Source organism: Priestia endophytica DSM 13796 (assembly GCF_900115845.1).
Taxonomy (GTDB): domain Bacteria; phylum Bacillota; class Bacilli; order Bacillales; family Bacillaceae_H; genus Bacillus_I; species Bacillus_I endophytica.
In genome coordinates this window covers 20961-29610 of record NZ_FOXX01000028.1, presented here as the reverse complement: position 1 = coordinate 29610, position 8650 = coordinate 20961, and the positions used below count along the sequence as shown (strand labels likewise).

9 protein-coding genes are annotated in these 8650 nt (G+C 36.6%); 2 read left to right on the top strand and 7 right to left on the bottom strand.

What is annotated here, in order from left to right:
- From BM012_RS24930 to BM012_RS24920, 3 genes are all read right to left on the bottom strand, one after another.
- Positions 1-238 (bottom strand): helix-turn-helix domain-containing protein (locus BM012_RS24930; RefSeq protein WP_074842829.1); only part of this gene is annotated, 238 nt, incomplete at its 3' end.
- A 113-nt stretch (positions 239-351) separates the two neighbouring features.
- Entirely contained in the window at positions 352-2103 is a 1752-nt protein-coding gene (gene ggt / locus BM012_RS24925; RefSeq protein WP_061804041.1) for a gamma-glutamyltransferase, read from the bottom strand.
- 552 nt (positions 2104-2655) lie between these two features.
- A complete protein-coding gene (locus tag BM012_RS24920; protein ID WP_061804040.1) occupies positions 2656-2874 on the bottom strand; it encodes a hypothetical protein in 219 nt (72 codons plus the stop codon).
- Positions 2875-3060: 186 nt separating this feature from the next.
- Between BM012_RS24920 and BM012_RS24915 the strand changes: the two genes are divergently transcribed.
- Complete coding sequence (locus BM012_RS24915; RefSeq protein ID WP_061804039.1) at positions 3061-4209, top strand: hypothetical protein; 1149 nt, start codon at positions 3061-3063, stop codon at positions 4207-4209.
- Between the two features lie 3 nt (positions 4210-4212).
- Here the strand turns inward: BM012_RS24915 and BM012_RS26625 are convergent, their stop codons facing one another.
- The 3 genes from BM012_RS26625 to BM012_RS24905 all read right to left on the bottom strand — a co-directional run bounded on the left by BM012_RS26625 (position 4213) and on the right by BM012_RS24905 (position 5747).
- Positions 4213-4353, bottom strand: a complete 141-nt coding sequence (locus BM012_RS26625; RefSeq protein ID WP_019392297.1) for a hypothetical protein — start codon at positions 4351-4353, stop codon at positions 4213-4215.
- A 78-nt stretch (positions 4354-4431) separates the two neighbouring features.
- Complete coding sequence (locus BM012_RS24910; protein WP_061804038.1) at positions 4432-4920, bottom strand: GNAT family N-acetyltransferase; 489 nt, start codon at positions 4918-4920, stop codon at positions 4432-4434.
- Between the two features lie 77 nt (positions 4921-4997).
- Complete coding sequence (locus BM012_RS24905; RefSeq protein ID WP_061804037.1) at positions 4998-5747, bottom strand: YqcI/YcgG family protein; 750 nt, start codon at positions 5745-5747, stop codon at positions 4998-5000.
- 154 nt (positions 5748-5901) lie between these two features.
- Between BM012_RS24905 and BM012_RS24900 the strand changes: the two genes are divergently transcribed.
- Positions 5902-6204 carry a hypothetical protein gene (locus BM012_RS24900; RefSeq protein ID WP_061804036.1) on the top strand — a complete coding sequence of 101 codons (303 nt, stop codon included), beginning with the start codon at positions 5902-5904 and terminating at the stop codon, positions 6202-6204.
- Positions 6205-6221: 17 nt separating this feature from the next.
- Here the strand turns inward: BM012_RS24900 and parC are convergent, their stop codons facing one another.
- Positions 6222-8648, bottom strand: a complete 2427-nt coding sequence (gene parC / locus BM012_RS24895) for a DNA topoisomerase IV subunit A (protein ID WP_061804035.1) — start codon at positions 8646-8648, stop codon at positions 6222-6224.
- Positions 8649-8650 lie beyond the last annotated feature (2 nt).

Genomic DNA, 8650 nt, shown 5'->3' with positions numbered 1-8650 from the left:
CTTCTAATTTAGCGAATGCATCTTGAGAATGCGGTCCTTTCCCATAAGTATATTGTTTTCCAACAGGCTGTTCTAGTCGCTTCATCTCTCCATTCTTATACCATCTCATCCAGGTTTTCAGTTGGGTACGATTCCGAATCTGTAAGGTTTCCATAACTTCTTTTACAGGCACGCCTGCTAACCTCATTTCAATCGCCTTCATTTTCACTTCTACTGGATAACTTACTCTTGTTCCCATAGAAAAAACACCTCCACGTTATAGTTCGGTCATTTGTATCCGATCTTTAACGAAAAGGTGTTTTTTATTTGTCTCACTTCATGGGGTCAGTCCAGAAACCCCCTGCTGGTTTTTTATTTACCTTTTACAGTATCCACTCCAGCTGCACTACCAACTCTTGACGAATCAGCTGCACCTAAATAAAAGGAATCATAAATATCAATTGTTTGTACATTTCCAATCTCTTCTGGTTCATCATCAAATTTGTATCCTAATTTTTCAAGCTCTTTTATTGTCTCAGATGGAATTCCTTTTTCATATCTAATATTCGGATATGTCGGAGTATAAATACGTGGTTCTTCAATGGCAGCTTCTGCCGACATACCGTAGTCAATTTTATTAATCAACGTTTGAGCAACAGAAGCGATAATAGTCGGACCTCCTGGAGAACCTACCGTCATAACAGGCTTGTGGTCTTTTAGAACGATAGTCGGGGACATACTGCTCATCGGACGCTTATTTGGCTGGACTTCATTTGGTCCTCCTGGATAAGCATCAAAATCGGTCATTTCATTATTTAACATTACCCCATAGCCAGGTACCATAATTCCTGTTCCGAAAACTTGTTCAATTGTTGTTGTATAGGAAACAAGGTTCCCCCACTTATCAGCAATTGTAAAATGCGTTGTTTGCCCAATTTCTTTGTCATCTTTTTTCGGCACGTATTCTGTTTCAGGTTTTCCTCCTTGATAACTCCATGGATCTCCTGCTTTTACATCTTTATTTGCTTTCAAAAGCTCGATTTCTTTACTTCGTTTTGCTAAATAGTTTCCATTAAGCATGCCTGAGATTGGAACGTCTACAAAGTCTGTGTCACCAATATACTTGTTTCGATCTGCGAAAGCCAGATGCATTGCTTCAGCGACAAGATTGTACTTCTCTGGTGACCGTGCACCATACTGACTAATATCATACGGCTCAAGCATTTTTAAAATTTGTAAAACCGTCAATCCTCCAGAACTTGGGGGAGGCATTGAGATAATATCATAACCGTGATATTTTCCTTTAATTGGTGTTTGTTCTTTCACCGTATAATTTTCCAAATCTTCTTCTGTCATACTTCCGCCATGATCTTTGACTGTTTTTACAATTGCCTTTCCTAATTCTCCATCGTAAAGAGCCTGAGATCCTTCTTTTCCAATTAATTGTAAGGTTTTAGCTAAATCTTCTTGTTTTAAAAGTGCTCCTTCCTTTAAAACTTGGCCGTTTGGAGCATACACGCTTTTTGCTTCTTCCGACAGCTTGTCCTTACTATCTTCAATACTACCTGAAAGCGTAGCACTCACATTAAATCCATCTTTTGCAAGATTTTCAGCAGGCTTAACAAGAGCTTTCCACTTCAGTTTTCCCCATTTTTCATGGGCTTCTTGGAGTCCAAGAAGCGTACCTGGCACTCCAACAGCTTTCCCTGACGTGTGGCGTTCTTTAAATGGAATGGATTTTCCATTTTCGTCCAGAAAAAGATCTGAGGTTACATCACTTGGCGCTTTTTCACGGCTGTTCATGATGGATACTTGCTTTGTTTTGCCGTCATAAACCATCATAAATCCTCCGCCACCAATGCCTGACATCATCGGCTCTGTTACATTTAAAGCAAGCTGCACAGCAACCGCTGCATCAACAGCTGTTCCCCCTTTTTCAAGTACCTCTTGACCAACTCGAGTTGCATAGGGCTCTGCTGTTGCTACCATGCCTTCTTTTCCAACATCAACTTTGCTTACAGGAAGAGAAGACGTGCTTTCAGCAGATACGCTAGATAAACTGCCCCCTAGCGTAAGAGAAAAAAGAATAAAGACTGTTAAAAATTTAGATAAAGTCTTTCTCATAAAATTCCTCCTTTTACAAACTTTTCTGACTCTTCAATTATCTCATGTTTATACATAAAAAATGAGAGCCTTTTTCCCTAACTGCCCTGTTCTTTCCTCGACAGAAACAGTCAAAATAAGTGTTTTTCCTCTTCTTTATAAAGAAAAGCACGCCACTAAAGGCGTTCTTTCCTTCAATCTATGAGGACTATTATTCTAGAAAGCTTACGATATCTTTACAAGCTTTTTCTCCTCAAATTGATTATCATAAATCGCTAATGTTAATTCCTACATTATCTCAGTCATTTAAACTGCCGTTTAGCATGGCGCTTAAAATTTGTGTGAGATCCGTCATCTTGTTTTCTTCTTTTTCGTTGAACTATTGGGAACTTTCTTCATTTGGATCACCTTTTCAATAAAAAAATGGCTGAGAGCATCGCAGCAATTTTTAAATAGCCTTTAAACGACTTTCTTCTCCTTTTTGAAATAAGTAGCCATAAATAGGGTACTTCTTATCAATTTTTCCCTCTATATAGTAAACATGTCCAGCTAGATTGCAAAGATGCTTCACTATCAGTTGTATATGATATTGTGACATATCAGCAATATAAAGCTTAATTTCGCTATTTTGTTTTTTTCAAGCATTGAATCAATTCTTCTTAATGCTTCTATAACAGCTCCATGCTCTTTATAATCCCACTCCGTTTTTTCTGAAAGAGAATAGAGTGAACTTAAAATTGAGAAGTTGTTCCAATGCTGTTTGACCATTTTTTCTAATGTAATCTTCCCCATCTTCTCATCCCCTTAACTGGAAATGTGTTTTTCACGTTTACCCTTTATATATTCTTTTCAATAAAAAATAGTTCGTCTTTCTTTTCAACAAAAAAGGGCAGAATCCTGTCATGACATTTTATTTCATTCATACGCTATTTATGATAGGGCTTTTCCAAGATATCAAAGAGAATGAGGTGAAGAGAGATGACTTCTAAAGAGCGCATGATTTCTTATATAAAAAAACTTATCTTGCATACAGATCCTTTTATTGAGAAAATGCGTACAAAAAAGAAAGAAACAGAAGCAGATGTTTCGCCTTTTTCCCTTTTTATTTATATGATGCGTTCTCTTTTCTTTGTAGGAATGAAAATGCTTGGTGATTGGCGAAACCTCTTTTTAACATTATCTTGGCTTTTCTCTTTTTCTAATTTCCATAATATCCCTAAAGAATTTCATTTTATCTTTCTCTTTCTTATGATATCTGTCAATGGATTCAGAGCACTTCGTTTTTATACAATTACAAAGATGAGCAATCCCGAATCAGAGCACTTCCATTTTCATATTTATAAAAAATACAGATCTGAATATAAAGCCATACAGCCTCTTTTAGATGAAGAATACTTTTCATTTGGCGAAATGAAGGAATCTATAGAAAAGCTTGCAGATAAAGAAGAGAAACTAACAGGAGAAAAGCTTGCTCATTTTGTAGAAAAATGGCAAGAAGAGCGAGATAATCTCCTCCAAAAGTTAGCAAAAGCAAACGAGTTTAATCGTGATTTTTATGGGCTTCTTTCTCAAGCTCAAGAGAATATGGAGGAGCTTCAAACATTTGGAGAAAAAATGACAAACGAGTATCGAGATCTTCATCATCTTTTACTTCGCTTTTTACAAAAAGTAGAACTTTTAAAAGAAGAAACTTTAACACTATCAGACTTAGAATTTGGCAATCCTTATTCAATATATAGATATGATCAGAATTGCTTATATCATCTTTATAGCAGCCTTGGAATGCTCCGTAAAGTTCCTGATCATACCCTTGCTCTAGATCATCCTTCTTTAGAAGATCGTGCCATCGTTAAAGTCGCTTTTTCTCAAAGTATTTTTGAGATTGATACAAACGATCACCTTGCTTTTTTAGTTCACATATCGAAAACGGAAAGGTGGATTATAGAAATCAAGTTTCGTCACTACAAAAAGGAACTTCTAGATATATTGAGAGAAAACCCTGAAAACGAAGAGCTTACTCTGTTGGAATTAAAAGAGTTTTCAACAATGTATGTACACACTCTCTTTGATATCTTATCTTTTTTATGCCGTACAATGTGTGCAGTTGCTCAACATGAAAAAGACTAAGCGTTATGCGCGCTTAGTCTTTTCATTTTCGTATTTTTGTAATGCTTTCTGAATCTTTTCAGTCAGAAGCTTAGCTTTAAGTTTTCGTTTTCCGCTAATTTCGTTTGCAACTTTATGATGTGTATTGTACTTATTTTCCCCCAATGTTAACGACTCCTCTCTCATTTCTACTGCTTTTTATACAGTATATTCTCTTAGACTCGTTAACTTGCGGTCTTTTCTTTAATTTATTAAAAGTTGGTACAAGAGCACATCTTGCCACTGATTAAATTTATAGCCAACTTCCTTTAACTCTCCACATAGGAAGAAACCATATCTTTTGTGCATACTAATGCTATGCTCATTTCCTTTTGTAATGAGTGAAATAACAGCACGATGTTCATTCTCTTTAGCTAGGTGTAATATTTCATCCATTAGGGCACGTCCAATTCCTTGGCCGCGTTCCTCTCTATCCACATAAACAGATAGCTCTACCGTTTTGCTATACGCTTCTTTCTTGTTATAGGGAGAAAGTGTAGCATATCCTACAATTTTCTCCCCTTTTACTGCAACGATAAGTGGATAGCGGTGAACATGTTCATCAAACCATCCTTTTCTGTCCTCTATACTTACTTTCTCTAGATCAAACGTTGCCGTTGTATATTCAATTGCATCATTATAAATGTCTACAATCCCTTGTAAATCTTTTTCTATTGCATGCCTAATATTCATACTCTCTCTCCCCTTTTATCCTTATCCCTTTATTTCAGCACATTTTATAAAAAAAGAAAAGAGAGAAAAATAGTTAATTAACGACCTTTTCTTGTGGATTGAATTTTTTCAGTCTTTGCTCGAAATGGACACTGTCCAACAGGTGTATCATTTGTATCACGTAAAAAATATTTTCGCCATTCTTTTTGCTGCTGTGATGTGTTCCATCCAAGTGCTGGATGTGGAGAAATTTGATCATACGCTGCAACTTCTTTTTTTACTCCTGTTACAAGGTCCCTCAACTCTTCATTTTCTTCTTTTCGAATCTCTCTTGGTTGAAAAACAATTGTGAAATTAGGACTATACCTACTTTTTCGTTTCTCATGCGCAGGAGTCTGACAGATAAGGGAAAATGGCTGTCGGGCAAAACAAAACTGCCAGTCTGGATGATTAGGTGTTTTAGCAATATGCTGAGGCCATGCATCTTCGTCCACAACGTGCAAATATTGCACAGTATCCCAAAACTGTCGCTCATATTCTTTTATATCTTGAACAGGACCACGCTCTCTAAAAAGCGCAATAAGGGCCGTTTTTTTATTTTGTGGAGCTATTTTTGCAACATAATGTTTAATTCCTTCGGCAAACTGCTTAAGAGAATAATATTTATAAATAGAATCTACAAAAGTAAAATAAAGCATCTCATTTTTAAAAGCATCAACAGCAGCTTGACAAGGGTAGTTTTCGATAAGTACTTCTTGTTCAAATTTTACAAAAGCTTGTTTTCCCCATTCAGGGATATCAACTGAGCCGTGGATTTGTTGTGGTGTATAAAGATATTGGGTGGTCATGCTTCTCCTCCTCCAATGTACTCATATCAAAGTTTATTATTCTCCTAAAAAATTTATGATTAGTTTTTCACATCCCTCTTTCCCACCCAAAAACTTGAATTAGCAATTGTTATTTTTGTATAATAAAAATAAACATAAATTGGAAGGTGTTCTAATGAATATTCATACTTTACGTTCTTTCTTTTTGTTTAGTGTATGTAGTCTTCTTTTTTATACTTCTTGGCATTCTCTTGTGTTTTCTCCCCTTATTAGTGCTTTACGCTCCACTTCTTTTCCTTTTTTTCAAATTGTCCTTTATCTTGCTTTTACTTTAGGGCTTACAACCTCAATTGGACGAAAGCTTCATTCCTTCATTGCGAAAAACTGCTCAACAAAAAAAGAGCGGTATAAAATACTCGCTCTTTTTGGTGTTATTCATATAACTGCGTTAACAGTATATATTTCAATGCTATTTTAAGGGAGAGTCGCGAAAACTCACGACTCTTTCTCTATCCACATCGAAATAATTTTCCCAACCTCAGCTTCATCCATTATAAATGAACCATTACTGTACAGCTCGCTAACACGAATATTAGCTGGAATTACTTTTTCATTCATTCCTTTTGCTGATTCTATCCTAATAGCCCTGTTTTCCTTTACAATTGTAAAGCCAATTAGCTTATGAGGATTAGATTTAACCGTTCTAAGAATCATTGTTCCCCTTTTTGCTCTTGATGTTTGCTCCACTTCTTTTAAGTTCATCTTCTTAACGGCTCCTCTTTGTGTAACAAAGATGGCCTGTGTTTCCTCATGCTGTGTTATAAACGTTTCAGCCCCTATCACAACATCATCATCTTTTAGATTAATTCCTTTTACTCCTGCTGCCCGCGGTCCTACAACATTGATTTCTTCCTCATTATAAAGTAAAACATAGCCCGCCTTTGTGCCAAGTAAAATGCGACTATTACCTGATGTACGCATCACAGAAACAACTTCGTCGTCTCCTTTAACATTTATAGCCATTAAAGGTCTTGAATAGCGCTGTGCTTTAAAACTTTTTAACTCTGTTCTTTTCACCATACCGTGCTTTGTTGCAAAAAGAAGATAATCCTCTTTCTTAAAGTCCTCAATTGGCAATGCTTGAATAAGATGCTCTTCTTTATCAAGAGGAATAAGGCTTGAAACATGCTGTCCGAGATCTTTCCAGCGGATATCTGGAAGCTCGTGAATTGGCATATATAAGTAGCTCCCCTTATTTGTAAATAATAGAAGAGTTTCAGTTGTATTCACCTCAAAACAGCCTAAAATATGATCCGTTTCTTTCATGCCAAAATCTTGTCCATTTGAAGCATTGTAAGAGCGAAGGCTTGTTCTTTTCACATATCCGTCATTCGTTACCGTTACCATTACATCTTCTGACGGTACCATCACTTCTAAATTAATTTTTAGCTCTTCAATCTCTTCCTCAATTGCTGTAAAACGATCTGTTTTATATGTTTTCTTAACTTGGCGAAGTTCCTTTTTAATAAGAGAGAGAAGCTTTTGCTCACTATTTAAGATTTGCTCAAGCTCATCAATTTTCTTTTGTAGCTCTTCACTTTCTGCTCTTAATGCCGTGATATCCGTGTTTGTTAAACGATAAAGCTGGAGAGATACAATAGCTTCAGCTTGAGCTTCTGTAAATTCATAGTTTTTAATTAAGTTATTTTTTGCATCTCTTTTATCTTTTGAAGCTCGAATTGTGGCAATTACTTCATCAAGTATAGAGAGAGCTTTAATAAGTCCTGCTACAATATGCTCGCGTTCTTTTGCTTTTTCCCACTCATATTTCGAACGATTAATCACAACTTCTTTTTGATGATCAATATACGCATCTAAAATGGTTGGTAGCGTCATTAATTTTGGGCGTCCTTTGTGGATAGCAACCATGTTGAAATTGTATGGAATTTGTAAATCCGTATTTTTATAAAGATAATGAAGAATTCCTTGAGCATTTCCGTCTTTTTTAAGCTCAATTACGATGCGCAGACCAGTACGGTCCGTCTCATCCCGCACTTCCGCAATTCCTTCTACTTTGCGATCTAGACGAAGTTCATCCATTTTCTTCACAAGATTTGCCTTATTTACTTCATACGGAATTTCTGTAATCACGATCTGTTCTTTTCCGCCTTTAAGGCTTTCAATACTTGCTTTTCCACGAACGATGATTTTCCCTTTTCCTGTCTCGTATGCTTTTTTAATTCCCGCTACTCCTTGGATAATCCCACCTGTTGGGAAATCCGGTCCCTTAATGACGCTCATAAGCTCTTCTACTGTAGCCTCTTTTTTATCAATTCTCATAATCGCAGCATCGATGACTTCAACAAGGTTATGAGGAGGGATGTCTGTGGCATACCCGGCTGAAATCCCTGTTGACCCGTTTACAAGTAAATTTGGAAAATGAGCTGGTAAAACGGTTGGCTCAGAGCTTGTATCATCAAAGTTTGGGACAAATTCTACGGTATTTTTATCAATATCCCGTAAAAGCTCTTGTGAAATGGCAGATAGTCGCGCCTCTGTATAACGCATTGCAGCTGGAGGATCTCCATCGATGCTTCCGTTATTTCCGTGCATTTCAATTAACACGTTACGCACTTTCCAGTCTTGGCTCATTCTGACCATTGCGTCATACACAGATGAATCACCGTGCGGGTGATAGTTACCAATAACATTTCCAACTGTTTTAGCAGATTTACGAAATCCTTTTTCAGCTGTGTTTCCATCTACGTGCATAGCATATAAAATACGACGCTGCACTGGTTTTAAACCGTCTCTCGCATCAGGCAGCGCACGTTCTTGAATAATGTATTTACTATAGCGACCAAATCTGTCACCTAAAACATCCTCTAATGGTAAATCTAAATAGCGTTCTGTTTGTTCCATTT